General features: G+C 69.9%; 22 protein-coding genes. 14 read left to right on the top strand and 8 right to left on the bottom strand.

Annotation, left to right across the window (positions count from 1 at the left end; all coding sequences use genetic code 11):
• Positions 1-110: 110 nt before the first annotated feature.
• Positions 111-1,793 (bottom strand): sigma 54-interacting transcriptional regulator, encoded by a 1,683-nt coding sequence (locus INR38_RS08830; protein ID WP_207443270.1) that lies wholly within the window; start codon positions 1,791-1,793, stop codon positions 111-113.
• A 222-nt stretch (positions 1,794-2,015) separates the two neighbouring features.
• Here INR38_RS08830 and INR38_RS08825 point away from each other — a divergent pair, with 222 nt between their 5' ends.
• The 6 genes from INR38_RS08825 to INR38_RS08800 are packed head-to-tail and all read left to right on the top strand — an operon-like array spanning position 2,016 to position 8,759.
• Positions 2,016-3,563 (top strand): carboxyl transferase domain-containing protein, encoded by a 1,548-nt coding sequence (locus INR38_RS08825; RefSeq protein WP_012203030.1) that lies wholly within the window; start codon positions 2,016-2,018, stop codon positions 3,561-3,563.
• A gap of 29 nt (positions 3,564-3,592) precedes the next feature.
• Positions 3,593-4,612, top strand: a complete 1,020-nt coding sequence (locus INR38_RS08820) for a tripartite tricarboxylate transporter substrate binding protein (RefSeq protein WP_016451976.1) — start codon at positions 3,593-3,595, stop codon at positions 4,610-4,612.
• A gap of 10 nt (positions 4,613-4,622) precedes the next feature.
• Positions 4,623-6,731, top strand: coding sequence for an acetate--CoA ligase family protein (locus INR38_RS08815; RefSeq protein ID WP_207443269.1), 2,109 nt, complete (start codon positions 4,623-4,625; stop codon positions 6,729-6,731).
• A complete protein-coding gene (locus INR38_RS08810) occupies positions 6,728-8,089 on the top strand; it encodes a biotin carboxylase N-terminal domain-containing protein (RefSeq protein WP_207443268.1) in 1,362 nt (453 codons plus the stop codon). Before INR38_RS08815 ends, INR38_RS08810 begins: the two co-directional genes overlap by 4 nt.
• A gap of 11 nt (positions 8,090-8,100) precedes the next feature.
• The gene (locus tag INR38_RS08805; RefSeq protein WP_012203026.1) at positions 8,101-8,325 is read left to right on the top strand and encodes an acetyl-CoA carboxylase biotin carboxyl carrier protein subunit; all 225 of its coding nucleotides are present in this window, start codon (positions 8,101-8,103) and stop codon (positions 8,323-8,325) included.
• Positions 8,322-8,759 (top strand): PaaI family thioesterase, encoded by a 438-nt coding sequence (locus INR38_RS08800; RefSeq protein ID WP_012203025.1) that lies wholly within the window; start codon positions 8,322-8,324, stop codon positions 8,757-8,759. The genes INR38_RS08805 and INR38_RS08800 overlap by 4 nt, the downstream gene beginning before the upstream one ends.
• Positions 8,760-8,766: 7 nt before the next feature.
• On the opposite strand, the gene INR38_RS08795 is transcribed toward INR38_RS08800, so the two are convergent.
• Genes INR38_RS08795 through INR38_RS08785 form a run of 3 tightly spaced genes read right to left on the bottom strand, consistent with a single transcriptional unit; the run spans position 8,767 to position 11,299 of the window.
• Positions 8,767-9,195: a hypothetical protein gene (locus INR38_RS08795; RefSeq protein ID WP_013804407.1), complete on the bottom strand. Its 429-nt coding sequence runs from the start codon at positions 9,193-9,195 to the stop codon at positions 8,767-8,769.
• A 35-nt stretch (positions 9,196-9,230) separates the two neighbouring features.
• Complete coding sequence (locus tag INR38_RS08790) at positions 9,231-10,613, bottom strand: heavy metal sensor histidine kinase (RefSeq protein ID WP_207443267.1); 1,383 nt, start codon at positions 10,611-10,613, stop codon at positions 9,231-9,233.
• A complete protein-coding gene (locus INR38_RS08785) occupies positions 10,610-11,299 on the bottom strand; it encodes a heavy metal response regulator transcription factor (protein WP_207475800.1) in 690 nt (229 codons plus the stop codon). The genes INR38_RS08790 and INR38_RS08785 overlap by 4 nt, the downstream gene beginning before the upstream one ends.
• Before the next feature lie 164 nt (positions 11,300-11,463).
• On the opposite strand from INR38_RS08785, the gene INR38_RS08780 reads away from it, so the two are divergent.
• The 7 genes from INR38_RS08780 (at position 11,464) to INR38_RS08750 (ending at position 21,007) form a co-directional block, all read left to right on the top strand.
• Entirely contained in the window at positions 11,464-11,868 is a 405-nt protein-coding gene (locus INR38_RS08780) for a hypothetical protein (protein ID WP_063328026.1), read from the top strand.
• 167 nt (positions 11,869-12,035) lie between these two features.
• A complete protein-coding gene (locus tag INR38_RS08775; protein ID WP_034390009.1) occupies positions 12,036-13,370 on the top strand; it encodes a TolC family protein in 1,335 nt (444 codons plus the stop codon).
• A gap of 30 nt (positions 13,371-13,400) precedes the next feature.
• Positions 13,401-14,780: an efflux RND transporter periplasmic adaptor subunit gene (locus tag INR38_RS08770; protein ID WP_207443265.1), complete on the top strand. Its 1,380-nt coding sequence runs from the start codon at positions 13,401-13,403 to the stop codon at positions 14,778-14,780.
• Between the two features lie 23 nt (positions 14,781-14,803).
• Positions 14,804-17,977 (top strand): CusA/CzcA family heavy metal efflux RND transporter, encoded by a 3,174-nt coding sequence (locus tag INR38_RS08765; protein WP_207443264.1) that lies wholly within the window; start codon positions 14,804-14,806, stop codon positions 17,975-17,977.
• A 220-nt stretch (positions 17,978-18,197) separates the two neighbouring features.
• Complete coding sequence (locus INR38_RS08760; RefSeq protein ID WP_207443263.1) at positions 18,198-19,721, top strand: cytosine permease; 1,524 nt, start codon at positions 18,198-18,200, stop codon at positions 19,719-19,721.
• Entirely contained in the window at positions 19,718-20,470 is a 753-nt protein-coding gene (locus tag INR38_RS08755) for a carbon-nitrogen hydrolase family protein (protein WP_207443262.1), read from the top strand. The genes INR38_RS08760 and INR38_RS08755 overlap by 4 nt, the downstream gene beginning before the upstream one ends.
• 186 nt (positions 20,471-20,656) lie before the next feature.
• Positions 20,657-21,007: a DUF4148 domain-containing protein gene (locus INR38_RS08750; protein ID WP_012203017.1), complete on the top strand. Its 351-nt coding sequence runs from the start codon at positions 20,657-20,659 to the stop codon at positions 21,005-21,007.
• A gap of 62 nt (positions 21,008-21,069) precedes the next feature.
• Here INR38_RS08750 and INR38_RS08745 read toward each other — a convergent pair whose 3' ends face one another.
• A complete protein-coding gene (locus tag INR38_RS08745) occupies positions 21,070-21,492 on the bottom strand; it encodes a hypothetical protein (protein ID WP_063327414.1) in 423 nt (140 codons plus the stop codon).
• 118 nt (positions 21,493-21,610) lie between these two features.
• Here INR38_RS08745 and INR38_RS08740 point away from each other — a divergent pair, with 118 nt between their 5' ends.
• Entirely contained in the window at positions 21,611-22,633 is a 1,023-nt protein-coding gene (locus tag INR38_RS08740) for a hypothetical protein (RefSeq protein WP_207443261.1), read from the top strand.
• A 76-nt stretch (positions 22,634-22,709) separates the two neighbouring features.
• Here the strand turns inward: INR38_RS08740 and INR38_RS08735 are convergent, their stop codons facing one another.
• From INR38_RS08735 to purU, 3 genes are all read right to left on the bottom strand, one after another.
• The gene (locus INR38_RS08735; protein ID WP_013804417.1) at positions 22,710-24,221 is read right to left on the bottom strand and encodes an FAD-linked oxidase C-terminal domain-containing protein; all 1,512 of its coding nucleotides are present in this window, start codon (positions 24,219-24,221) and stop codon (positions 22,710-22,712) included.
• Positions 24,222-24,372: 151 nt separating this feature from the next.
• Positions 24,373-25,296: a LysR substrate-binding domain-containing protein gene (locus tag INR38_RS08730; RefSeq protein ID WP_012203013.1), complete on the bottom strand. Its 924-nt coding sequence runs from the start codon at positions 25,294-25,296 to the stop codon at positions 24,373-24,375.
• A gap of 19 nt (positions 25,297-25,315) precedes the next feature.
• Complete coding sequence (gene purU, locus INR38_RS08725; protein WP_013804418.1) at positions 25,316-26,164, bottom strand: formyltetrahydrofolate deformylase; 849 nt, start codon at positions 26,162-26,164, stop codon at positions 25,316-25,318.
• Between the last annotated feature and the right edge of the window lie 59 nt (positions 26,165-26,223).

Raw genomic sequence — 26,223 nt, 5'->3', positions numbered from 1 at the left:
GCGGGTACGGGGCGGGTACGCGGATGTGGGGCGGATGTGGGGCGCCTAGTATGGCAACGGCACAGCCGGCCCGCTGCTTCATTCCCCTGCATGCCCTGGGCCCGCAGGGATCAGCCCTGGCTTGCCGCGCCCAGCACCTTGTACAGATAGGAGCGCGAGATGCCCAGCTCCTGCGCGGCCAGCTTCTTGTTGCCGCCGCAGCGTGCGATGGCGTCGAGGATGGCATTGCGCTCCTGGTCCTTGAGCGGGGCCACGGCGCCGGTGGAGGGCATGTCTGCCTCTGCAACGGGCAAAGGCCGTGCACCGGCCAGCGGGTCCTCGTGGCGCGCGAAGTTGTCCACGCCCAGCAGGTGGCCGTCGCAGAACACCAGGGCCTCTTCCACGCGCTGGCGCAGCTGGCGCACATTGCCGGGCCAGGCCTGGCGGGCCAGGTAGGGCATGACACCAGGCGCGATGCGGGGCAGAGCAATGCCGTTGCGCTCGCAGAACGACTGGGCAAAGCGCTGCACCAGGGCCGGGATGTCCTCCAGGCGCTGGCGCAGGGCCGGCACATGCAGCACCACGCCGCTGAGGCGGTAGAACAGGTCCAGCCGGAAGCGCCCGCTGTCGATGAGGCCGCGCAGGTCGCGGTGCGTGGCGGCCACGATGCGGAAGTTCACCTGCCGGCCGCTGTGCGCGCCCAGGCGCTGCACCTGGCGGTCCTCCAGCACGCGCAGCAGCTTGACCTGGATTTCCATGGGAATGTCGGCCACCTCATCGAGGAAGAGCGTGCCGCCCTCGGCCTGCTCCAGCTTGCCGGGCTGGCCCTGCCGGCGCCCGCCCGTGAAGGCGCCGGCCTCGTAGCCGAACAGCTCGGACTCGATCAGCGTGGCCGGCAGGGCCGCGAGGTTGAGGCTGACCAGGGGCGCGTCGGCATCGCGCCCGCGCGCATGCAGGGCCTGGGCCACCAGCTCCTTGCCGCTGCCGCTCTCGCCCAGGATGAGCACGGGCACGTCCAGCCGCGCCACGGCCTCGATCTCGCGGGCCAGCCTTTGCATGGGGGCGCTGGCGCCCACCATCTGCGCCGTGGGCGTGCCGCCGCGCAACTGGCTCAGTTCGCGCTTGTAGTGCTGCACCTCGTCATGCAGCTGGTTCAGCCGCTGCTGCATGCGGTTGAGTGCCTCCACGCCGCTGAAGCTGACCTGGCCCACGGCGCCCACCACGGCGCCGCCCTCGTAGACCGGCATGCGGTTGACGATGCGGCTCACGCCCGGCCCCAGCTGCTGCAGGTCGCCGATCTCGGCCCGGCCGCTGCGCACCACGTGGGGCAGGCGCGAGTTGGGGATCACGTCCTCGGCGCGCCGGCCTGCGGCCGTGCCGGGCGCCAGGCCGAAGAACTTCTCGTGCACGGGGCTGATGTAGCGCATCAGCCCTTCATGGTCGGCCACCGTGATCGCCTGGTACGGGTTGGTCAGGAACATGTTGAGGATGGCGAAGGCGAAGGGCACGCTGGCCACCATGTCGAACAGCGCCGCCGCCTCGTCGGCCGGGCGCAGCAGGGCGACCTCGCCCTCGGCATCGGCCAGCACCACGGCCACATGGCGGGCCACCGTGCCGCGCGGGCCCGGTGTTTCCACGTGCAGCAACTGGCCATGGCCGATGGGGTTGTGCCCGTCGCCGTGCGCGCGGGCCAGGGCTTCGGTGACCGCTGCATGCAGCAGCGGTTCCTGCGCCAGGCCCAGCCGCGCCACGGGCTCGGGCGAGTCGCGTCGCCAGACGAGAACGCCGAATCGGTGGTCGGGGGAGCTGGACATGGGCATGGCGGGCAGTGGCTGGGGTGAACGCACTCTAGCGGCGCGCAGGCCACGGGTCTGTCCCCGTGGTGTCTCCATGAAAGACAGTGCCCAACCCGTGTCTTCGAGGCTGTCCTTGATGTGGACACGTGAAGGTCGGCTGTGGAAAAAATCCTTTGAATTCAACGCGCTGCGTTCTGGCACGCCTTGTGCATCTCCACAGGCACAAGGAGACACGACGACATGAGCTGGCAACCCGAAGTGGACGAGATCGCATACCGCCGCGCACTGGCGGCCAAACTGGGCGGAGAGGACAAGGTGGCGCGGCACAAGGCCGCGGGCAAGCTCACGGTGCGCGAGCGCATCGATGCCTGCACGGACGCGCAGTCCTTCGTGGAGGTGGGCTCGCTCACCGGCTCGGGCCAGTACGACGGCCTGGGCAGGCTGACGGACTTCACGCCCTCCAACCTCATCATGGGGCGGGCGCGCGTGGGCGGGCGGCCCGTGGTCGTGGTGGGCGACGATTTCACGGTGCGCGGCGGCGCCAACGACGGCGCCGTGGGCGACAAGCTGATCTTTGCCGAGAAGATGGCGCACGACCTGCGCCTGCCCATGGTGCGCCTGGTGGACGGCACGGGCGGCGGCGGCTCGGTGCGCAACATCGAGACCAAGGGCTACACCAGCGTGCCCACCATGAAGGTCTGGAGCCAGGTGGTGCAGAACCTGTCCACCGTGCCCGTGGTCTCGCTGGCCCTGGGCTCGGTGGCCGGCATGGGCGCGGCGCGCGTGGCCTCCAGCCATTACTCGGTGATGGTCAAGGAGACCGCCCAGCTGTTCAATGCCGGCCCGCCCGTGGTGGCGCGCATCGGCCAGAACGTGACCAAGAACGAGCTGGGCGGCAGCCAGGTGCACACGCGCAACGGCGTGGTCGATGACGAGGTGGCCACCGAGCAGGAGGCCTTCGAGCGCGTGCGCCGCTTCCTGTCCTACCTGCCATCGTCGGTGTACGAGCTGCCTGCGCGCACCGCGCCGCAGGACGATCCGCGGCGGCGCGACGAATGGCTGCTGTCGGCCATTCCGCGTGATGGCCGCAAGGTCTACAAGATCCGGCCCATCGTCGAATGCCTGGTCGATGAGGGCTCCTTCCTGGAGACGGGCCGCCACTGGGGCCGGGCCATCGTCACGGGGCTGGCGCGCATCGACGGCTGGCCCGTGGCCGTGGTGGCCAGCGACCCGTACTTCTACGGCGGCGGCTGGGACGGCCCCTCGGCCGAGAAGTTCACGCGCTTCGTGGACATGGCCCAGACCTTCCACCTGCCCGTGGTCAACCTGGTGGACATCGCGGGCTTCCAGATCGGCGTGGAGGCCGAGAAGGCCGGCGTCATGCGCTACGGCGTGCGCGCCCTGGCCGCCGTCTACCAGGCCACCGTGCCCTGGTGCAGCATCCTCATCCGCCGCGCCTACGGCGTGGCGGCGGCCGGCCACCAGCACATGGGCCGCTTCAACTTCCGCTATGCCTGGCCCTCGGCCAACTGGGGCTCGCTGCCCATCGAGGGCGGGCTGGAGGTGGCCTACAAGGCCGAGATCGAAGGCGCCGACGATCCCGTGCAAAAGCGCGCCGAGATCGAGCAGCGCGTGCGCAGCCTGACCTCGCCCTTCCGCACGGCCGAGGCCTTCGGCATCGACGAGGTGATCGATCCGCGCGACACGCGCGCCCTGCTCAGCGAATTCGTGGAACTGGCCGCGCCGCTGCGCGAGGCCGGAGCGCCGCAGTTCGGCCTGCGGCCCTGAACGCATAAAAAACCCAAGGAGACAAAGCAATGGCAACCAGACAACCGCGCGCGCCCTCGCGCCGCACCGCCCTGGCCCTGTGCCTGGCGCCGTGCCTGACCATCTGCGCCGCGACGGCGGCCCAGGCCCAGGCCCCCCAGGAGGACAAATGGCCCACGCGCCCCGTGCGCATCGTGGTCGGCTTTCCTGCAGGCTCGTTCACCGACACCATTGCACGCGCGCTGTCCGAGCCGCTGAGCAAGTCGCTGGGCCAGCCCGTGGTGGTGGAGAACAAGCCCGGCGCCAACGGCGCCATCGGCGTGGGCGAGGTGGCCCGCGCCGCGCCCGACGGCTACACCCTGCTGGTCACCAACTCCAGCAGCATCACCATCAACCCCCAGATCTACAAGAAGATCACCTACCGCGCCAAGGACTTCGCGCCCATCACCATGGTGCTGGATGCGCCCTTCATCCTCACCGTCAACCCCGAGTGGGCGCAGAAGCACCAGATCCGCTCGGCCAAGGATGTGATCGCCTTCGCCAAGGGCCATCCCGACAAGCTCAGCTACGGCTCTGCCGGCCCCGGCAACATCGCCCACCTGGCCTATGCGGCCTGGAGCAACCGCACGGGCGTGAAGACCACGCATGTGCCCTACAAGAGCGCATCGCAGGCGCAGATGGCCGTGCTCAGCGGCGAGCTGGACACGCAGTTCGACACCTGGAGCGCGCTGCCCCACATCGCCAGCGGCAAGCTCGTGGCGCTGGCCGTCACCGCGCCCCGGCGCATGCAGCAGCTGCCCGAGGTGCCCACCATGGCCGAGGCCGGCTATGCCGATTTCGACGTCACCTTCTGGGCCGGCCTGCTGGCGCCTGCGGGCACGCCGCCGGCCATCGTCAACCGGCTCTACGAGGCCTCCAGGGGCGTGCTGCAGGACGCACGCATCCGCGCCGTGCTCAGCAGCCAGGGCGAGCCCGTGATGATGCCGCCCGCGCCGTTCGGCCAGCGCATCGCCAAGGAAGTGGCCGACTGGGGGCAAGTGATCCAGCGCGAAGCACTTTCCCTGGATTGATGAGGTACGCATGTCACTGTTGCAAGCACTGAACCCCCGCTCCGTCGCCATCCTCGGCGCCTCCGACAACCCCATCAAGGCCGGTGGCCGGCCCATCGACTACCTGCGGCGCCATGGTTTCGCGGGCCGCATCCTGCCCGTCAATCCCAAGCGCGCCGAGGTCCAGGGCCTGGCCGCCTACCCCTCGCTGCGCGCGCTGCCCGAGGCGCCCGACGCCGTGGTCATCAGCCTGCCCGGCGAGGACGTGGCCGCCGCCATCGACGACTGCGTGGCCGTGGGCGCGCGCCTGGCCGTGATCTATTCCTCGGGCTTTGCGGAGCTGGGCGAGGAGGGCCGCCGGCAGCAGGCCGACCTGGTGGCGCGGGCGCGCCGGTCGCCAGGCGGCGGGCTGCGCCTGTTCGGCCCCAATTGCCAGGGCGTGGCCAACTTCGCCACGGGCGCCATCCTCAACTTCTCGACCATGATCAACGAGAACGCGCCGGCCGACGGCCCCGTGGCCATCGTCAGCCAGAGCGGCGCGGGCGCGGCCATTCTCTACGGCGGCCTGCGCCGCGCGGGCATCGGCGTGCGCTACATGCTGTCCACGGGCAACGAGGCCGATGTCTGCGCAGCCGAGGCCGTGCGCGCCGTGGTCGAGGACGAAGGCATCCGCCTGGTCGTGCTCTACATCGAGACGCTCAGGCAAAGCGCCTGGCTGGCCGAGGCCGCGCGCCTGGCGCATGCGCGCGGCGTCACCATCCTGGCCGTGAAGGCCGGCCGCACGCGCGCAGGCCAGGCCACGGCCAGCTCGCACACGGGCGCGCTGGCGGCCGAGGACGCGCTGGCCGATGCCTTCCTGCGCCAGCACGGCATACCGCGCCTGGCCGACTTCCGCGAGCTGATCGACTACGCGCCGCTGTTCCTGTCCCAGCCTGCGCCGCGCGGTCGCCGCGTGGTCAGCATCAGCAATTCGGGCGCCACCTGCGTGCTGTCGGCCGACGCGGCCGAGGAATACGGCCTGGCCCTGGAGCCGTTCGATGCCGCCACGCTGGACGGCCTGTCCCAGGCCCTGCCGTCCTATGTCACGGCGCGCAATCCCATCGACATGACCACGGCCCTGCTGGGCAGGCCGCAGACCTTTGGCGACACGCTGCGGGCCTTGTCGGGCAGCGGTGCGGCGGACCTCGTTCACGTGGGCTTCCCGATCGGCGGCGAGGGCTATGACTTCGCCGACTTCGCGGGCCAGGCCAGCCGCTTTGCGCGCGACACCGGCGTGCCCATTGCGGTCAGCGTCAACCAGGACTGGGTGGCCCAGGCCTTCCAGGACCAGGGCGTGCCCACCTTCTGGAGCGAACGCGCCGCCATGCGCGGCCTGGCGCTGCTGGCCGAGCAGGCCGGTGGCAGGCAGGCACAGGTGCCATCTGCCGAGGCATCGGTGCCGGTGGCGGCCTCCCGCTCCCTCACGCTTGACGAGCCCTCCAGCCTGTCCGAACTCGCCCGCGCCGGCCTGCCGGTGATGCGCCATCTGGTCTGCAGGAGCGGGGACGAGGTGCGCGCCGCCATCGAGTCCCTGCCACGGCCCCTGGTGGCCAAGGGCGTGTCCGCCGATCTCTCGCACAAGTCCGAGCATGGCCTGGTGCGGCTGAACATCCGCGAGGCGGAGCAGGCGCTGCAGGCCTTTGGCGACTTCGCCGCCACGCTGGCCCGCCTGGGCGCGGCCGATGGCGGCCTGCTGCTGGGAGCCCAGCACAAGGCCGACTTCGAGCTGGCGCTGGGTGCCCATGTGGATGCCGAGTTCAGCGTGGTGGTCATGGTCGGCCAGGGCGGCGTGCTGGTGGAGGCGCTCAGGGACGTGCAGTTCCTCGTGGCTCCCTTCAGTGCGCGGCAGGCGCTGGATGCCCTTGCGCGCCTGTCCATCGCCCCGGCCTTTGGGGCCGTGCGCGGCATGCCGGCCGTGGAGCTGGACGCCGTGGCCGCCATGATGGTGAGGCTGGGCGACTGGATGCTGGCCCAGGGCGGGCGCGTGCAGTCGGTCGATGCCAATCCCGTGCTCGTGGCACGCGGCGCGCAGGCGCCGGTCATCGTCGATGCGGTGGTGGCCGTGGCCGCCGCGCCAGCGGTCTCCTCGGAGGCGGCATGAGCGGCGCCCCGCACCCCATCCGCCGCGTGCTGGTCGCCAACCGGGGCGCCGTGGCCGCGCGCGTGATCCGCACGCTGCGGCGCATGGGCCTTGAATCCGTGGCCGTGTACTCCGAAGCCGATGCCGGCCTGCCCTATGTGCGCGCGGCCGACCAGTCCGTGTGCATAGGCCCTGCGCCCGCCGCGCAAAGCTATCTGGACCAGGCGCGTCTGCTGCAGGTGGCGCGCGAGACGGGGGCCGATGCCGTGCACCCGGGCTACGGCTTTCTCTCCGAGAACGCGGAGTTCGCCGAGGCCGTGCAGCGCCAGGGCCTGTGCTTCATCGGCCCCTCGCCGCACTGGATACGCACGCTGGGCCACAAGACCCAGGCGCGGGCCTTCATGGCCGCCCAGGGCATGCCGCAGGCGGCCAGCTCGGCCGTGCTGCACAGCGTGCAGGAGGCGCAGGCGGAGGCGGCGCGCATCGGCTTTCCCGTGCTGGTCAAGCCCGCAGGCGGGGGTGGCGGCATCGGCATGCTGCCCGCGCACGATGCACCGCAGCTGGAGGCCGCCTGGTCCAAGGCCAGCGGCATTGCCGCCAAGTACTTCGGCACGGCCGAGCTGTACCTGGAAAAGCTGATCGAGGCGCCGCGGCACATCGAGTTCCAGGTGCTGGCCGACCGCCATGGCGAGGTGCGCGTGCTGTTCGAGCGCGACTGCTCGGTGCAGCGCCGCCACCAGAAGGTGGTGGAAGAGGCCCGCCCCGCAGGCATTCCCGCGCAGGCCCTGGCCGACATGCGGCAACTGCTGGCCGGCCTGCTGGCGCGCACGGGCTATGACGTGATCGGCACCGTGGAGATGCTCTACACGCCGCAGCACGGCTTTGTCTTCCTGGAGATGAACACGCGGCTGCAGGTCGAGCATGCGGTGACCGAGGAGATCACGGGCATCGACATCGTCGAGGCCCAGATCCGCCTGGCCGCCGGCGAGCGCATGCGGGAGGTGCTGCCCGCCGAACCCGTGGCCCGAGGCCATGCCATCGAGGCGCGCATCTATGCCGAAGACCCCGTGCGCTTCCTGCCCTCGCCGGGGCGCCTGGACCGCTTCGAGATGCCCCAGGGCGAAGGCCTGCGCGTGAAGACCGGCTATGCCCAGGGCTGCAGCGTCACGCCCTTCTACGACCCCATGGTCGCCAAGCTCGTGGCCCATGGCAGCGACCGCACCCAGGCCATCGCACGGCTGCGCCAGGCCCTGGCGCAGACCCGCATCGAGGGCGTGAAGACCAACATCCCCTTCATCGAACGCATCCTGGGCCACGCCGATTTCCTGGACCTGCGCATCGACACCGGCATCGCCCAGCGCGTGCTGGCCCACCTTTGAAAGCCCTACCCATGACCACCACCCCGAACATGATCACAAGCCCCATCGCCGGCCTCGTGGCCGCTGTGGAAGCCGCCGAAGGCGGCACCGTCGCCCTGGGCGACACCCTCATCATCGTGGAGTCCATGAAGATGGAGATCCCCGTGGAAAGCGAGGTGGCAGGCGTCGTGCGCCGCATGCTCGTGGCCGTGGGCGAGCCGGTGGCCGAAGGCCAGGCGATTGCGGAGATCGGATGAACGCCGTTGGAATCTCCACCGCCCCGGACCTGGAGGCCGCTGCGCTGGCGCGCGGCTACTTCGGCATCGACGTGCCCTTCATGTCCCATATCGGCCTGGAGCCCGTGAGCCTGGCGCCCGGCCTGGCGCGCACGCGGCTGCCCATGCGCCCGCACCTGGCCAACAGCCGGGGGCATGGCCATGGCGGCGCGCTGATGAGCGCGCTGGACTTCACGCTGAGCGCGGCCGCGCGCTCGTCCAACCCGCTGGGGCTGGGCGTGGTGACCATCGAGATGAGCACGCATTTCCTCGCCTCGGCCACCACCGACCTGCTGATCGAGGCCCGCGTGCTGCGCGCAGGCGCGCGCACCGTGTTCTGCGAGGGCAATGTGCTGGACAGCGCGGGCCAGGCCGTGTGCACGGCGCGGGCCGTGTTCAAGCTGATCGCGCTGTAGCCTGGCTTCAGGCGCCGTCGCCTTCGGGCGCCGGCGGCAGCAGGTGCTGGCCGATCTGCTGCCAGGCCTTGGCCGCGTCATGCTGGCCGCCGAACATGTGGCAGCTGGCGGCCGTCATGGCCAGGCGGCCGTTTTCGGGTTCCAGGTCGAACGCCAGCTCGCATTGCGCGGCGGCGTTGCGCCACATCACCACGGCGTCTGGCGATTCTTCCTTTTGCAGCGCATGGGCTTCGGCCATCCAGGCCTGGGCCAGGCGAAACGCGCCCTCGGCCTGGTCGGGGTCGGCCTTGTGGGCCAGGTAGAACTGCTTGCCGGCCTGCTGCCACAGCGCCCGGGCCTGGGCGAAATCCTGGGTGGCGGCCCGCTGTGCCTGGGCCACCAGGGCATTGCCTTCGGCCAGCAGCGTTGCGTAGGAGGAGGGGGCGTCTTGCGTCATGGGGCGCCATTGTGCCGCCGCTCCGGTGCCTGTGTTCAGGCCGGGGAATCGCGCGGCGGGCTCGGGCTGTCGGGCAGCTCCAGGCCGATGCGCGTGGAGCCGCCTTCGGACTCGGCAAAGCAGCGCCCGCCGTGCATGCGCGCGATGGCGGCCACGATGGCCAGGCCCAGGCCATGGTTTCGGTCGGCCTGGCTGCGCGCGGCGTCGGCCCGGTAGAAGCGGTCGAACAGGCGCGGCAGGTCGGCGGGGGCTATGGTCGGGCCCCGGTTGAGCACCGCCAGCGCCACATCACCGGCGCCACCGTGGTGGGCACAGGGCCGTGCGCCTATCTGCACGGTGATGGTGGAGCCGCGCTGTGCATAGCGTGTGGCATTGCCCAGCAGGTTGGACAGCGCCCGGCGCAGCAGCCGCGCATCGACCTCGGCGGCCGCGTCGCCCTGGACGACGACCTGCAGGTCGGCCTCCTGCAGCGCGGCCTCGTGGAAGTCGATGACCTCATGGGCCAGCGCGGCCAGGCTGGCCCAGGGCGCCAGGCGCGCGCCCTGGCCCCGGTCGGCCTGCGAGAGAAACAGCATGTCGGCCACGATGCCGGCCATGCGCCGCAGGTCCTCCAGGTTGGAGGCCAGCACCTCGCGCAGCTCGGCCTCGCTGCGCGGCTTGCGCAGGGCCAGCTCGCAGCTGCTGATCAGCGTGGTCAGCGGCGTGTTCAGCTCATGGGCCACGTCGGCGTTGAAGGCCTCCATCTGCCGGTAGGCCACGGCCAGCCGTTCCAGCAAGGCGTTGAATTGCGCGATCAGCGGGCGCAACTCCTGCGGCTGTCCGCTGTCGTCCAGGCGCCGCTGCAGGTCCTGGGCCGACAGCTTGCGCGTCTGCTCGGTCAGTTCGCGCAGCGGCGCCAGGCCCAGGCGCACCAGCCAGATGCCGGTCAACGACACCAGCAGCGCGCCGCCCACGGCGGCCAGGGCCAGCGTCCAGGCCAGCAGGGACAGCTGCCGGTCATCGTCGGCGCGGTCCAGGGTGAGCTGGGCCTGTGCATGCTGGCCACTGTCGGCCAGCACCACCTCGAAGCTGCGCTGCAGCGTGCGGCCCGGCGTCTTGGGAATGCGCAGGCGCTCGTAGATCACGCGGCCCTGCAGGTCGGTGATGCGCAGCGACATCTCGTCCAGGCCCGTGAGAAAGTCGTCCAGCATGTGGGCCAGACCGGCCTCGTTGTGGGCGCTGCGGCTTTCCGTCATCAGGTGCAGCACGGCCTGCTGCTTGAGGTCCAGCGTCTCGTGCTGGTGCTGCTCCAGCGTCATCGAGGCCACCCCGTAGACGGCCGCGCACACCAGGCCCAGGCCCAGCATGGTCTGCAGCGCCAGCCAGCGCGACAGGCGCCGGCCCAGGTGGGGAATGTCGGCGGGGGCCTTGGCGTTCACGGTGCGCGCGACTCCAGCACATAGCCCATGCCGCGCACCGTGTGCAGCAGCGGCTGCGCGAAGGGCTGGTCCAGCTTCAGGCGCAGGCGGCGCACCGCCACCTCGACCACGTTGGTCTCGCTGTCGAAGTTCATGTCCCAGACCTGGGAGGCCAGCTCGGTGCGCGACAGCACCTCGCCCTGGCGGCGCAGCAGCAGGCTCAGCAGGTTGAATTCCTTGGCCGTGAGGTCCAGGCGCTGGCCGGCGCGCGTGGCGCGTCGGCGGATCAGGTCCAGCTCCAGGTCGGCCATGCGCAGCATGGTGGCCTCGGCCGCCGGATGCGCCGTGCCGACACTGCGGCGCAGCAGCACATGCATGCGCGCCACCAGTTCGGAGAAGGCAAAGGGCTTGACCAGGTAGTCGTCGGCGCCGCCCTGCAGGCCGCGCACGCGGTCCTCCACCTGGCCGCGCGCCGTCAGCATCAGCACCGGCGTCTGGCGCGACTGGCGCAGCGCCGCCAGCACGGCCAGGCCGTCGATGCCGGGCAGCATGCCGTCGAGCACGATGAGGTCGTAGGCCAGCTCCGTGGCCAGGTGCAGGCCGTCGATGCCGTCGTGCGCGACATCGACCACGAACCCCTCCTCGGTCAGGCCCTTGCGGAGGTAGTCGGCCAGCTTGATTTCGTCTTCGATGACCAGGACTTTCATGCCGAGCATTGTCGGGGAAGGGCATGGTTTGCCAAGATGACAAATTTGTCATGTGCCCGACAGCCACAGGTCGCCGCACGGCCCTAGACTCGCCGGCTTGGGGGAGTCGTGGTTGTGGGCAAACGCCATGCACGACAATCCCCACCTGCCCCATGCCCTCCTCCATGACCCGGCCCCGTCTCGCCGCCCTCGCCGTCCTCGTGATCGCGCTGCTGTTCCAGTGGAGCTGGATGGCGGCCGCTGCACTGTGCCGGCACGACGGGCATGAGACCCGGCACTTCGGCCACCATGTCCACGGCGTGAGCCTGCATGGCATGGGCGCCGAGCGCCATGCCAACGCAGATCCGGGCGCTGGCGCCGAACCGGGGCAACCGGCAAAGAAGGCGGACCAGGGCCAGCCGTCGTCGCTCAGCGTCGATTGCTCCATGTGCCATGCCTGGGTAGCCGTCGCCACCCACTACGCCAAGGCCGCGCCGGTGGCGCCTCCCCCCATGCCATTCGCCGAGCCGCTGCGCCGCCATGCCTCGGCCGTGCTGCTGCGCCCCGATCGGCCCCGCTGGCAGGGCTGACGCCCCCTGCAGCCGCCGGCCGGGCATGGCCCTGTTTCTGCCCCGGACCGGCATTCCCCTGAAATCCCCTCGCGCTCAGCGGCCATGGGCCGTGCGCGCCCGCCGCAGCGGCCTGACCGGCTGATGAACGGTCAGGCCTGACCCGCGCGCGGGCAAGGAGTCCGTGTATGTCTTTCCCTTCGTCCTTTCCGTCGAGGACGGCTTCCCACGCACCATGGAGCGCCTGGCCCGGGCCGCGCGCCCTGCTGGTGATGGCCGTGCTGACCGCTTGCGGCGCCGTGCAGGCGGGCGAGCCTGCCGATGCGGCTGCGCCATCTGCAGCCGCTGTTTCCGAGTCCACACCGGCTGGCCCGCCGCTGGACCTGCAGCAGGCCCTGGCCCTGGCGCTGGACGGCAACCCCGGCCTGCGTGCGGCCCGCCGTGCGCTGGAGGCCAGCGATGGCGCCGTGCTGCAAAGCCGTGCCCGGCCCAACCCCGAGCTGGCCTGGTCGCAGGAGGACACGCGCCGCAGCACCCGCACGCTGACCGTGCAGCTGAACCAGACCCTGGAAGTGGGCGGCAAGCGCGAGGCCCGCATGCGCGTGGCCGAGCGCGGGCGCGACCTGGCGCAGGCCGAGCTGGCGGGGGCCGAGGCTGCGCTGCGCGCCGACGTGGGCACGGCCTTCTTCGGCGTGCTGGCTGCGCAGCAACGCGTGGTCCTGGCCGGGCAGACGCTGGAGATCGCCAGCAGCGCGCGCGAGGCCGCAGCCCGGCGCGTGGCGGCCGGCAAGGTGGCGCCGCTGGAGGAAACCCGGGCCCGCGTGGCCGAATCCGGCGCCCGCCTGGAGCAGGCCCAGGCCCGCTCGGGCCTGCGCGTGGCGCGCGGCCAGCTGCAGGCGCTGTGGGGCGAGCGAGTGCGCCCCTTCGGCCAGGCCGAGGGCGCGGTGGACGCCCTGCCCCAGCTGCCTGAGCTGGCAGCCCTGCAGCAGCGCATCGAACAGGCTCCCGCCGTGCTGCGTGCGCGCCAGGCGCTGGAGCAAAGCCGCGCCACGGCCGACCTGGAGCGTGCGCGGCGCCTGCCCGATCCCACCGTCAGCCTGGGCGTCAAGCGCGCCACCGAAGTCGGGCGCAACCAGCTCGTGGTCGGCGTCTCCGTGCCCCTGCCCGTGCTCGACAGCAACCGGGGCAACCAGCTGCAGGCCCTGCGCCTGGCCGACCAGGCCGAGGAGCAGTTGCTGGCCACGCGCGTTCAGCTGCAGGCCCAGCTGTTCGAGGCGCGCGAGCTGCTGCAGGCCAGCCGCGAGCAGGCGCGCCAGCTGGCCGAGGAGGTGCTGCCCACGGCGCGCACGGCCTACGAGCTGGCCTCGCGCGGGTTTGCGCTGGGCAAGTTCGGCTACCTCGACGTGCTGGACGCACAACGCACCTGGTCCGAGGCGCGCAGCCAGTACCTGGACCAGCTGCTGGCCACCCACCGCGCCGCCGCCGACATCGACCGCCTGCTGGGCACCGAATCCGGCCTCTGATTCCGATAGCAACCTGATTGCATCCAGACCATGAACACCAAGCCCTCCTCTTCTCCCCTGGCACCGCGCCGCACCCTCGTGGCCATCGCCGTCATCCTGGCCCTGGGCGCGCTGGCCGCCACGCTGATCCTGCGCAGCGGCACGCCGGGCGCTGCCAAGGCCGACAGCCATGGCCACGGCCACAGCGAGGCCGCAGGTCATGCCGATGGCGAGCACCACGGTGCCACCGCCGCCGCAGCGGCCGATGGCCACAAGCACGACGAAGGCCATGCCGACGATGAACACCATGAAGATTCCAAGGCGGAAAAAGCCGAGGCCAGGCCCGCCGCCCAACCTGCCGCCAAACCGGCTGCAGAAGCCGGCCATGGCGACGAGGAAGGCCTGATCGCCATGGACGCCCAGCGCATGCAGGCGGCCGGCGTGCGCCTGGCCGAGGCCGGCCCGGCCACCGTGCGCTCCGTGCTGCAGCTGCCCGGGGAGATCCGCTTCAATGAAGACCGCACGGCCCACGTCGTGCCGCGCGTGGCCGGCATTGCCGAGAGCGTTCCCGCCAACCTGGGCCAGAACGTGAAGAAGGGCCAGTTGCTGGCCGTGCTCAGCAGCGCCGCCGTGTCCGAGCAGCGCAGCGAACTGCTGGCCGCCAGCAAGCGCCTGGAGCTGGCCCGCACCACCTACGCACGTGAAAAGCAGCTGTGGGAGGAGAAGGTCTCGGCCGAGCAGGACTACCTGCAGGCGCGCCAGGCGCTGCGCGAGGCCGAGATCGCCGTCTCCAATGCCCAGCAGAAGCTGGCCGCCACGGGCGCCGGTGCCGGCGGTGGTGCGGGCGGGCTCAACCGCTTCGAGCTGCGCGCGCCGTTTGACGGCGTGATCGTGGAAAAGCACCTGTCCGTGGGCGAGGCCGTGCAGGACACCACCCAGGTCTTCACCATCTCCGACCTGCGCAGCGTCTGGGCCGAGATGCGCGTGGCCGCGCCCGACCTGCACGCCGTGCGCGTGGGCGAGAAAGCCACGGTGCGCGCCACGGCCTTCGACTCCTCGGCCACGGGCGAGGTGGCCTATGTGGGCGCCCTGATCGGCCAGGACACGCGCACGGCCCCCGCGCGCATCACCCTGCCCAACCCCGACGGCGTGTGGCGCCCGGGCCTGTTCGTGAACGTGGAGCTGACGGCATCGTCCCGGCAGGCGCCGCTGGCCGTGGCCACGCAGGCACTGCAGAAGATGGAGCAGCAGACCGTGGTCTTCGTGCCCGTGCAGGGGGGCTTTCGCGCCCAGCCGGTGCGCGTGGGCCGCGCCGACGGCAAGACCACCGAGGTGCTCGAAGGCCTCAAGCCCGGCCAATCCTACGTGGCCGAGGGCAGCTTCATGCTCAAGGCCGAGCTGGGCAAGGCCACGGCCGAGCACTCCCATTGATGCGGGCATGAACGGAGAACTCCATGTTTGAACGCATCATCCGATTCGCCATAGAGCAGCGCTGGCTGGTCCTGCTGGCCGTGCTGGCCATGGCGGGCCTGGGCATCTACAACTACCAGCGCCTGCCCATCGACGCCGTGCCCGACATCACCAATGTCCAGGTGCAGATCAACACCCAGGCCAGCGGCTACTCGCCGCTGGAGACCGAGCAGCGCGTCACCTATCCCATAGAGACCGTGATGGCCGGCCTGCCCCATCTGGAGCAGACGCGCTCGCTGTCGCGCTACGGCCTGTCCCAGGTCACCGTGGTGTTCAAGGACGGCACGGACATCTACTTTGCGCGGCAGCTGGTGGGCGAGCGCATACAGCAGGCGCGCGACAGCCTGCCTGCCGGCATCACGCCCACGCTGGGCCCCATCTCCACGGGCCTGGGCGAGATCTACCTGTGGACCGTGGAGGCCGAGGACGATGCGAAAAAGCCCGACGGCACGCCCTACACGCCCATGGACCTGCGCGAGATCCAGGACTGGGTCATCAAGCCGCAGCTGCGCAACGTGCCCGGCGTCACCGAGATCAACTCCATCGGCGGCTACGCCAAGGAGTACCTGGTGGCGCCCGCGCCCGAGAAGCTGGCGGCCTACGGCTTCACGCTGGCCGACATCGTCACCGCCCTGCAGCGCAACAACAGCAACGTGGGTGCGGGCTATATCGAGCGCCAGGGCGAGCAGTACCTGATCCGCGCGCCGGGCCAGGTCGGCGGCATCGCCGACATCCGCGAGGTCATCGTGGGCTCGGCCCAGGGCCAGCCCATCCGCATCCGCGACCTGGCCGAGGTCGGCCTGGGCCAGGAGCTGCGCACGGGCGCGGCCACCGACAACGGCCGCGAGGTGGTGCTGGGCACGGTGTTCATGCTGATCGGCGAGAACAGCCGCACCGTCTCGCGCGCCGTGGACCAGCGCATGGCCGAGATCAACCGGGGCCTTCCCCCGGGCGTCAAGGCCATCACCGTCTACGACCGCACGAACCTGGTGGACAAAGCCATCGCCACGGTCAAGAAGAACCTGGTGGAGGGCGCGGCCCTGGTGGTGGTCATCCTCTTCCTGTTCCTGGGCAACCTGCGCGCGGCGCTGATCACGGCACTGATCATCCCGCTGTCCATGCTGTTCACCTTCACGGGCATGGTGCACTACAAGGTCAGCGCCAACCTCATGAGCCTGGGGGCGCTGGACTTCGGCATCATCATCGACGGGGCCGTGGTCATCGTGGAGAACTGCGTGCGCCGCCTGGCCCATGCGCAGGAGGCGCGCGGACGGTCGCTGACGCGCAGCGAACGCTTCCATGAAGTCTTCGCCGCCGCGAAGGAAGCGCGCCGCCCGCTGCTGTTCGGCCAGCTCATCATCATGGTGGTCTACCTGCCCATCTTCGCGCTCACGGGTGTGGAGGGGAAGATGTTCCATCCCATGGCGCTCACGGTGGTCATCGCGCTGGCCGGCGCCATGCTGCTGTCCATCACCTTCATCCCGGCGGCGATTGCGCTGTTCATGGGCGACAAGGTGGCCGAGAAGGAAAACCGCCTCATGGGCTGGGCACGCCGCGGCTATGCGCCCGTGCTGGCGCGCGTCATGGCCGCGCCCGCCGTGGTGCTCACGGCCGCCGCCGTGGCCGTGGCGCTGAGCCTGCTGCTGGCCACGCGCCTGGGCAGCGAGTTCGCGCCCAACCTCAACGAGGGGGACTTCGCCATCCAGGCGCTGCGCATCCCCGGCACCAGCCTTACGCAGTCGCTGGAAATGCAGATGCAGATCGAGAAGGCGCTCAAGAAGGAGTTCCCCGAGATCGACCGCGTGTTCGCGCGCACCGGCACGGCCGAGATCGCCTCCGACCCCATGCCGCCCAACATCTCCGACGGCTACATCATGCTGAAAGCCCGCAGCGAGTGGCCCGACCCGGCGCGCCCGCGCGATGAGCTGCTGGCCGCCGTGCAGGCGTCGGTGGACCGCATCCCGGGCAACAACTACGAGTTCTCCCAGCCGATCCAGCTGCGCTTCAACGAGCTGATCTCGGGCGTGCGCAGCGACGTGGCCGTGAAGATCTTCGGCGACGACATGGCCGTGCTGGAGAAAAGCGCCCAGACCGTGGCCGGCATGCTGCAGCAGATTTCGGGCGCCTCCGAGGTCAAGGTCGAGCAGACCACGGGCCTGCCCATGCTCACCGTGCAGATCGACCGCGAAAAGGCCTCGCGCTATGGCCTGAACATGGGCGATGTGCAGGACGCCATCAGCACCGCCATGGGCGGCACCGAGGCGGGCACGGTATTCCAGGGCGACCGGCGCTTCGACATCCAAGTGCGCCTGCCGGACGCCGTGCGCAACGACCTGCAGGCCCTGAGCCGCCTGCCCATCGCCCTGCCGCGCGGGGCGGACGGGCGCATCGGCTTCGTGCCGCTGTCGGCCGTGGCCACGTTCGAGACCGCGCCCGGCCCCAACCAGGTCAGCCGCGAAGACGGCAAGCGCCGCATCGTGGTCAGCGCCAATGTGCGCGGGCGCGACATGGGCTCCTTCGTGGGCGAGGCACAGCAAAAGCTGCAAGGCCTGTCGCTGCCGCCCGGCTACTGGACGCGCTGGGGCGGCACCTTCGAGAACCTGGAGTCGGCCACGCGCCGCCTGCAGATCGTCGTGCCCGTGGCCCTGCTCATGGTCTTCGTGCTGCTGTTCGCCATGTTCGGCAATGTGCGCGACGGGCTGGTGGTCTTCACGGGCATTCCGTTCGCGCTCACGGGCGGCATCCTGGCGCTGTGGCTGCGCGACATACCGCTGTCCATCTCGGCGGCGGTGGGCTTCATCGCGCTGTCGGGCGTGGCCGTGCTCAACGGCCTGGTCATGATCTCCTGGATCAGAACCTTGCGCGAACAGGGCGCCAGCGTGCCCGACGCCGTGACCGAGGGCGCGCTCACCCGGCTGCGCCCCGTGCTGATGACGGCCCTGGTGGCCTCGCTGGGCTTCGTTCCCATGGCCATTGCCACGGGCACGGGCGCCGAGGTGCAGCGGCCGCTGGCCACGGTGGTGATCGGCGGCATCCTGTCGTCCACGCTGCTGACCTTGCTGGTGCTGCCGCTGCTGTACCGTCTGGTGCACCGCAACGACCCGTCGGAGGCGGACGCCGCAGGCACAGTGCCCACGGCATCGGCACCAGCCGCGTAGCACGCCACCCACGCCCCCCCATGCCGCCTGGCAGGCCCTGTGCCAGCCAGGCGGCGCGGGGTTTTCTTCATGCCCGGCCGCCTCGGCACCAGGGGCTGGCCGGCTGGCCAAACATCTTTTCCAGTCGATGTGAACGTCGCGCATCAGGCATGGAGCGGCGGCAGGCTCCTGCCTAGAATTTGTCCCACAACAGCAAGGACAACGGGAGGGAGACAAGGCCATGAACAGCCCCGCCAGCGGACAGCACGGCCGTGCCCGCATCGCCGTGGAGAGCCGGTCCATCGACTGCATTCCCGACAGCGAGCGCCACGCGCGGCTCGCCGACCAGGGGCCGTTCTGGTTCCTGGGCAACTTCCACTTCTTCACGCTTTCCATCGGCTTCGTCGGCCCGTCGCTGGGGCTTTCGGCGCCCTGGAGCGCCCTGGCCGGGACGCTGGGCATCATGTTCGGCACGCTGTTCATGGCGCTGCACGGCGCGCAGGGGCCGCAACTGGGGCTGCCGCAGATGATCCAGTCGCGCGCGCAGTTCGGCTTTCGCGGCGTCACCCTGCCGCTGTGCGCCACGCTGCTGGTGTTCACGGGGTTCAACGTCGTCAACGTCTCGCTCGTCATGCAGGGCATGCAGGCCGTGTTCGGCCTGCCGCCAGCGCCCACGGCCTGCGTGGCCGTGGCGGTAGGCGCCTTGCTGGCGGTCTGCGGCCACGATGTGATGCACAGGGCCTTCCGCTGCGCGCTGATGCTGGCGCTGCCGCTGTATGCGCTGGCCACGCTGGCGTTGCTGGCAGGCGTGGGCGAGCCCGCCTTGCACGTTCGGCCGGAGCCATTGCCAGGATTCGCATGGAGCGCCTTTGCCGCGCAGTTCACCATCGCGGCCAGCTACAACATCTCCTATGCGCCCTATGTGTCCGACTATTCGCGCTACCTGCCGCGCCATACCGCGCCCCGGCGCCTGATCGCGGCCATCTTCCTGGGCGCCTCGCTGTCCGGGGCCTGGATGATCGGGCTGGGCGCGTGGATGGCGCAGCGGCTGCAGGCCGGCGACGCGCTGGCGGCGCTGGGACGGATCGGCACCGGCCTGTTCCCGGGCGCGGACCGGCTGCTGCCTGCCCTGGCCGTCGTGGCCTTCGTGCCCATCATCGCCCTCAACACCTACAGCGCGGCGCTGACCGTGCTCACGGCAGCGGATTCGCTGGGCGGCCTGCGCCCCACACGCAGCGCACGCGGTGCACGCGAAGCACTCGGCACACTCGGTGCACGCATCGGTGCCATCGCCGCCATCAGCGCCACCATCCTCGCGTGCGTGCTGTCCATCCAGGGCAGCGGCGTGGCATTGCTGCACTCCTTCCTGGCGCTGCTGCTGTACTTCCTGGTGCCATGGACGGCGGTCAATCTCGTGGACTACTTCCTGGTGCGCAAGGGCCGCTACGCCATCGCCGATTTCTTCACGCCACAGGGCATCTACGGCGCCTGGGGCTGGCGCGGCATCTGCGCCTATCTGGGCGGCTTTGCGGCCATGGTGCCCTTCTTCCACATCCACGACGCCACGGATGGCCATGCGGTCTTCATCGGCTGGGCTGCGCAGCGGCTCGGCGGCGTGGACTTCGCCTGGCTGCCGGGCATTCTCGTAGCCGGCGGCCTTTACTGGGTGCTGGCCCGCAACCTGGATCTGCAGGCCGAGGAGGCCGCCAGTTGCCAGTCTCGGCAGGACAGCCACCCTTTGCATCTCAAGGAGCGCACACCATGACGGAGCACCGCATCCGCATCATCCAGCCCCGTCTGCGCGACGGCGACATTGCCGGCAACCTGGCGATGACGCTGAAGACGATCAGGGCCAGCGCGGGTCAGGCCGACCTGCTGGTCTTTCCCGAAACCTGCATCAGCGGATTTCCCCGGCCGGACAACGTGGCGCAGCTGGCAGAGCCGCTGGACGGCCCCTCGGCCACTGCGCTGCGCGAAGCCGCGCGGCAAGCCGGCGTGGCCGTCGCCATCGGCCTGGCCGAAGCAGACCAGGGCCGCCACTTCAACGCAGGCCTGCTGATCGATGCCGATGGCCAGGTGCTGCTGCACTACCGCAAGACCATGCTCTACGACTCGGACCACGGGGTCTTCGAGGCCGGGGATCGCCAGCCCGTCTGCACATGGCGCGGCCTGCGAGTGGGACTGCTGATCTGCTTCGACATCGAGTTTCCGGTACCGGCCCGCGCCCTGGGCGTGCAGGGCGTGGACCTGATCGTGCTGATGGACGGGATGATGCACCCCTACGGCCACATCCATCGCCACGCCGTGCCCGTGCGCGCCATGGACAACCAGTGCTACATCGCCATGGCCAACCGCGCCGGTCCCGGCGACAGCTACGCCTTCTGCGGCGAAAGCCAGTTCGCCGATCCCTTCGGCCAGACGCTGGCGCGCATCGCGGGCGATGCCGAGGGCCTGCTGGACGTGCGTCTGGACCCTCTGGCGCCCAGCCGCGCGCGTGCGCAGTACCGGGGGTGACGAGCGCCGAGGCGCCGCAGTGTCTCGGTCATCGCGGTCATCTGTGTCGGTTGTATGACAGCAATGTCACCATCCTGTGGGGCTGGTGTGGGCACGTGATTTCTACATTGGAGTCCTCTCCTCGGCGTTCCGCATCGCGGGGCGTGGGGAGAACGAATTACCAACGTGCCTGAAAGGAATCACATCATGTCGCAACGCCGCTTCACCCCCGCCACCCTCATCGCCGGCCTGGCCGCATCGGCAGCGCTGCTGCTGCCCGGCATGGCATCGGCGGCCGGATACATCCACCCGGCCAACAACGAGGCGGGCGCCGTCGTCCACCCCGAGCATTTCAAGAGCAGCAAGACACGCGCCCAGGTGATTGCCGACGCCGAGGCAGCCGTGCGCCAGGGCGGCACTTCGCGCTTCAATGCCAGCGTCTATCCGGCTCCCGCACCGCAGACCGGCGCGGGCAAGACACGCCAGGAAGTGATCAATGAACTGATCAACGAAACGCCCGCCCAGCGCGATGCACGCCAGCGCGCCATGGGTGGCTGATGCGCAGGCGGGGCCCGTGCCCCGCAGGTGCCGGATCAATGCAAACCCGACGCGCCGCCTGGCTACGAGCCTGCGGCGCGTTCCGCTTCCTCGGCATCATGGGCGCGCGCAATGGCCAGGATCACGTCGCGCGCCAGCCGGCGCTTGGGCACGGGAAGGCGCAGGTAGATCTTGAACAGCTCGTTGTCCTCATAGCCCAGGCCTGCGGACCAGGTGCTCTTGGGCTCGCGCACCTCGCGAACCTGCTGCGGCGAGCGCAGGAACTCCTCCAGCGGCACCTGCAGCCAGTCGGCCAGCGCAGCGAGTTTCTTGGCGTTGGGCATGGTCTTGCCGACCAGCCAAAGGCGCACGCCGTGCTGGGACATGGGCTTGCCCCAGAAACGGGAATTGAACTCGTGCTCCAGCACGGCAGGCCTGGCTTCATAACCCTGGGCCTGCATTGAATCACGTAATTTTTGAGCAAACCGCTGCTTTGCATCCTGCATGCGCGAACACTATGGGATTGGTCTGATTGAGATGTGAGTATTGATAAAAATCACATCTCTTTTTGATTGATAGTTAATATCAACCATCGATCTGGAAATCACATGCACGGGGGAGCAAATGCGTTGGCAACGAGTGTGGCTGCTGCCCTCGAGCCTTGTACTGGTGCTGGGCGGTTGCGGCGGTGACGACGGTGATGTCCTGGCGGTCCAGGCCTCATCCTGGGGCGGTGCATCGGGGGTTTCGATAGGCCAGGCGCTCCAGGAGAGGAACGCATGCGCGCGCAGTGCATGGCGCAGCGTGGGCGATGGAAGCGGCGGGCGCATCGTCGAGTACACCTGCGAGAGATCAGGCACGCATGGATATCTGCAGCTGCGTCTGCGCCAGGATGCCGAGCAGCTGCAGCAAGCGGCCGATGGCGAGCAGGCGCGGTTCGAGGCCCGGCTGCGTGGCGGCTGGCGCGAATTGCTGATGCTGGAGCGCCAGCGCCAGGAGATGCTGGGTCGCCATCGGCTTGAGGCGCAGAAGGACGCGGAACGCATGCGCCTGCACCTGGAAAACCTGCGCATGCTGGAGGAAATGACAGACTGCCGCAGCTTCCGTCCGCAAGGGCTGGGCGCCGAAGCAGCTCCGCAGCGGCTGGTGCTGGCCGCCGACGCTTGCGTGCGTTCCGGGCGCCCCGCCGAGCCGGTCTACGCACGCGAACGCAAGCACACGCTGGAGCGCATGCGCGCAGCCCTGCCACGCTACGACGAGGCACGGCTGGGGCGCGAGGCGGCTCTGCGGGCACTGGAGCGCACGCTAGAGCAGCAGGAGGCGGCACTGCGCAGACTGGAGGAGGACCGACCCGAGACAGGGGAGCGCATCCGCAGATCCCTGGCCGAGCGGCTGGAGGCGATGCGCCTGCGGCTGAACCAGGTCGGCCGTGTGCGCGAACTCACGCGCTGGAGCGTGGCCGGCGCGCGCGTGGCCTACCTGGACACCGCCTTGGCGATGGAATGCGGCTTGCGCACCCTGTCCCATGCCGTACCACTGGAGGCCATGATCGAAGACCTGGCGGAGGACCTGGCCGTGCCCCGGCAGGAGGCTGCGCTGGCCCGCGCGCTCGATGGGCTGTGGCTGCGCTGCCTGCAGCAGCCGTGACCAGCGGGTTGCACAGTGCTCTTTGCACGTCGCCGGTTGCACCACGCCCGTTGCACGTCGCCGGTTGCACCACGCCTCAGAATCTCGGCAGGTCCGGGTGTGAGATCTGGCCGCCGCGCACCAGCATCTTTCCGTACTCGGCGCAGCGGTTGAGCGTGGGAATCACCTTGCCGGGGTTGAGCAGGGCCTGCGGGTCGAAGGCGGCCTTGAGCGCGAACATCTGGTCGTTCTCGGCCGTGGTGAACTGGGTGCACATGGAGTTGAGCTTTTCCACGCCCACGCCATGCTCGCCCGTGACCGTGCCGCCCATGGCCACGCTGGTCTCCAGGATGTCGGCGCCGAACAGCTCGCAGCGGTGCAGCTCGTCGGGGTCGTTGGCATCGAACAGGATCAGCGGGTGCAGGTTGCCGTCGCCCGCGTGGAACACGTTGGCGCAGCGCAGGCCGTATTTCTTTTCCATCTCCTGGATGGCCAGCAGGATGTCGGCCAGGCGCTTGCGCGGGATGGTGGAGTCCATGCACATGTAGTCGGGGCTGATGCGCCCGCTGGCGGGAAAGGCGTTCTTGCGCCCGCTCCAGAAGCGCAGGCGCTCGGCCTCGCTCTCGCTGACGGTGATGGCCGTGGCCCCGGCGCCGCGCAGCACTTCGCTCATGTGGGCGATCTCTTCCTCGACTTCCTCGGGCGTGCCGTCGCTCTCGCACAGCAGGATGGCCTCGGCCGTGAGGTCGTAGCCGGCCTTGACGAAGTCCTCGACGGCGGCCGTCATGGGCTTGTCCATCATCTCCAGCCCGGCCGGGATGATGCCGGCCGCGATCACGGCGGCCACGGCGTCGCCGGCCTTGCGCACGTCGTCGAAGCTGGCCATGATGCAGCGCGCCAGCTGGGGCTTGGGGATCAGGCGCACGGTGACTTCGGTGGTCACGGCCAGCATGCCCTCGCTGCCGACCAGGATGGCCAGCAGGTCGAAGCCCGGCGTGTCCAGCGCCGTGGAGCCGAACTCCACCGGCTCGCCCTCCACGGTGAAGCCACGCACCTTGAGCACGTTGTGCACCGTCAGCCCGTACTTGAGGCAGTGCACGCCGCCCGAGTTCTCGGCCACGTTGCCGCCGATGGTGCAGGCGATCTGGCTGCTGGGATCGGGCGCGTAGTACAGGCCGAAGGGCGCGGCGGCCTCGCTGATGGCTAGGTTGCGCACGCCGCACTGCACCACGGCCGTGCGGCTGGCCGCATCGACCTGGAGGATCTTGTTGAACTTGGCCAGCGACAGCGTCACGCCCATGGGATGGGGCAAGGCACCGCCCGACAACCCGGTGCCCGCGCCGCGTGCGATCACGGGCACCTGAATGGCGTGGCAGGCTCGCAGCACGGCCTGGACCTGGGCCTCGGTCTCGGGCAGGCAGACCACCAGCGGGCGCTGGCGGTAGGCCGTGAGGCCGTCGCATTCATAGGGCGTGGTGTCCTCGGCGTTCCACAGCAGGGCGTGGGCGGGCACATGGCGGGCCAGCGCGGCCACGACCTCGGCCTGGCGCCGTGCGCGCTCGGAGACTGTGGGCTGCTGGTGGGCCGCATCGGCGGCGGCCGACGCCATGGCGCCGGGAGCGAGGCTGGCTGGGGAGCTGGCGAAAGTCATGGAGCCTGACTTTAGGCGATGCCGCCGTCTTTGTGCAGCGGAACTGCGCTGATGTTTATTGCAACAGCGCGTGAAATCCATGAAATCCGCGAAATCAGTTATGGGCGCCTCAGCAGGCCATCGCCCTCTTCAACCATTCAGCAAAGGCCGCGCATTCCCAGCGGTCCATGGTGCCGGTACGCCAGCACAGGTAGTGGGCATGGGGGCTGGCCGTGTCCACGTCGAACAGGCGCACCAGGGTGCCGTTGTCCAGCCAGGGCGCGCCCAGCTTGTGGCGCACCAGGGCGATGCCCATGCCGGCCGAGGCCGCGTCGCACATCAGGCCGATGTCGTTGAACTGCGAGCCCTCGTGCGGCTCGGGCCAGTCCAGGCCGGTGGCGCCGAACCAGGTGCGCCAGGGCTCCAGCGGGCTGCGCAGCAGGGGCATGCCTTCCAGGTCCTGGGGCTGCTCGAAGGGGCCGTGCTCGCGGATGAAGGCTGGCGAGGCCAGCGGCGTGACCACGTCGCGCGCCAGCTCGATGTGCTCCACATCGGCATAGTGGCCGGGGCCGAAGCGCACCATCAGGTCGGCATCCTCGGCCACCACGTCCAGCAGCGGGATGGAGACCTGCAGGGCGATGTCGATCTCGGGATAGGTTTCCGTGAACTGGCGCAGGCGCGGGATCAGGATCACGCGCGCAAAGGTGGGCGTGACGGCGAGCTTGAGCCTGCGGCGGCCCGGCGCCGTCACCTCGCCCGGAAAGCGCTGCAGCGCGCCCAGGCCCTCGCGCACGTGGGACAGGTAGGCGCTGCCCTCGGTGGTGAGCGAAAAGTCCGAGCGGCCGAACAGCCGCGTGCCCAGGATCTGCTCGAGCTGGCGCACGCGGTGGCTGACGGCGCTGGGCGTGACGCACAGCTCCTCGGCCGTCTGCGTCACGCTGCGCAGCCGCGCCAGCGCCTCGAAAGTAAGCAGGCACTGTATGGGCGGAATGCGGCGGGCGCCGCTGCCGGGCGGGGCAAAGCCGCTGCCGGCGGCAAGGGTCACGTTCGCCATGGGCGGCCGGGAGCCGGCTTCAGCGGAAGACCACGGTCTTGTGGCCGTTGAGGATGACGCGGTGCTCGCTGTGCCACTTGACGGCGCGGGCCAGCACCTGGCTCTCGGTGTCGCGGCCGCGGGCCGTGAGGTCCTCCACGGTGTCGGTGTGGTCGGCGCGGGCCACGTCCTGCTCGATGATCGGACCTTCGTCCAGGTCGGCCGTCACATAGTGGGCCGTGGCGCCGATCAGCTTCACGCCGCGGTCATGGGCCTGGTAGTAGGGCTTGGCGCCCTTGAAGCTGGGCAGGAAGCTGTGGTGGATATTGATCGCGCGGCCTGCCAGCTTGGTGCACAGGTCGTTGGACAGCACCTGCATGTAGCGCGCCAGCACCACGAGCTCGGCGCCTTCGGCCTCGATGATCTCGAACTGCTTTGCCTCGGCCTGGGCCTTGGTGGCAGCCGTGACGGGGATGTGGTGGAAGGGGATGTTGTAGCTGGCCGCCAGCTGGTAGAACTCGCGGTGGTTGCTGATGATGGCGCGGATGTCCACCGGCAGCAGGCCGCTCTTCCAGCGAAACAGCAGGTCGTTGAGGCAGTGGCCTTCCTTGCTGACCATGAGCACGGTCTTCATGGCTTCGGCCTTGGTGTGCAGGCGCCACTTCATCTGGTACTGGCCGCCCAGGTCGGCCAGGGCCGCCCTCAGAGCCGCGGGATCGCAGCCGTTGCAGGCAAATTGCACGCGCATGAAGAACAGTCCGGTGGCCGGGTCGTTATACTGCGCGGCCTCTTCGATGTTGCCGCCTTGCTCGAGCAGAAAGCCCGAGACGGCATGTACCAGACCGAGCCGGTCGGGGCACGAAAGGGTAAGAATATAGGCTTGGGTCATAGCGGCGCAATTGTCGCAGCATGGACACGACCCTGCGCAAGTCACACGTTCTGGGAACG

It is taken from the genome of Delftia sp. SD018, from assembly GCF_017355445.1.
Taxonomy (GTDB): Bacteria; Pseudomonadota; Gammaproteobacteria; order Burkholderiales; family Burkholderiaceae_C; genus Comamonas; species Comamonas acidovorans.
The sequence above is the reverse complement of the archived record's forward strand: the minus strand, read 5'-3'. Positions and strand labels throughout refer to the sequence as shown.